Annotated in this window: 1 protein-coding gene; it reads right to left on the bottom strand. The window is 49.3% G+C overall.

The window, feature by feature from the left end; all coding sequences use genetic code 11:
- On the bottom strand, window positions 1-1,047 hold a 1,047-nt coding region (locus BOW06_RS12810), incomplete at its 3' end, for a hypothetical protein (protein ID WP_143557329.1).
- Window positions 1,048-1,140: the final 93 nt, after the last annotated feature.

Genomic DNA, 1,140 nt, shown 5'->3' with positions numbered 1-1,140 from the left:
TCTCATCAAAGCCGGGAACTTGGCGTAAACGACGACAGTCACGGTCTCGGGTAAGGCCGTACCGAAATTCAGTTCTAAACGGGTGTGGCCTTTTCGTGACGGACCGTGTGGCCTATAGACGCCGAAAGGTTCGATGACGTACAGACAGTAACCCTTCTTATAATTAAGCCAACAGATGTCCACGGCTCGGCCACCGGCCTTCTTTAGAGTGTCGTAAGCTTCTGTATACTGTTCGGCCGAGTAGTTAGGTTGTAGAGGCTGGGACGGTACCGACTGTCCGTCCACGTAGAAACCCACTTTGTTACAATCGAAGGGTTTAAAATTGAAGGGATTCTTTGTGTATTTTCCGTTGACGGCATTCGATGAGACCAGTCCCACGATCAAACGATGAGGTACTCTTCCTTGAAACAGATCGTCCACGTAAAAGGCGAACTGCCCCTGTGACACCGCATAGGTCTTGACGAGGGATTTAACGAAAGGGTATAGTGCGTCGTTTCCTTTTTTCAGGGCTTCCTCGTGAGCCACGATGACGCCGGGATCGACCTTCACCGTGGCCACTTTCAAACTGGCATCCTCGATCTTCAGCTTGTACTGTGCCGACTCGTCTTTCGCCAACAATCTAAAGGTATCCCTGCTCTGCCACAATTTCAAGTGTATCGGTAAACCGTTGAGGAGCCAACGATCTTGTTGACACAGATCCAACTGGAGTCGACCCAAGAGCTCGACCGTTTTCCCCTCCTGGGTGAAGAAAGATCTCGTGACTAGACCTGTATTGCTTGCACCGATAATAGTGACGTCGTTAGACTTAATGTCTTTCGCGAACAGTTGACTGGTCAATTCCACCTTATCTTCCGTATTCAATAGTACGTCCAAATAGGCCTTGTAGGGATAACAGGACCCGACTTCGCTCATGGGCTGTTGCTGTACGTTCAAGTCCACTTGAGAAAATAGGGTATGTAGTGGAGCGTTGACCAGACCTACTTCATCGTCCGTAAGAGCTCCCACATCGCTTCCGTCACTCTTCGTAATTTTCACTTTTAGGTTCAATAAGGTCCTCTGCAGATCCAAATACGTGTTCGCCATGGGAGGTATGGTGAATTCGATCGCCGATCCTCCCGTCAGTTGATTCACGGGTCTATA

Origin of the sequence: Solemya velum gill symbiont (genome assembly GCF_002020255.1) — a bacterium.
GTDB lineage: Bacteria > Pseudomonadota > Gammaproteobacteria > Chromatiales > Chromatiaceae.
This window is presented reverse-complemented; position numbering and strand designations above follow the sequence as displayed.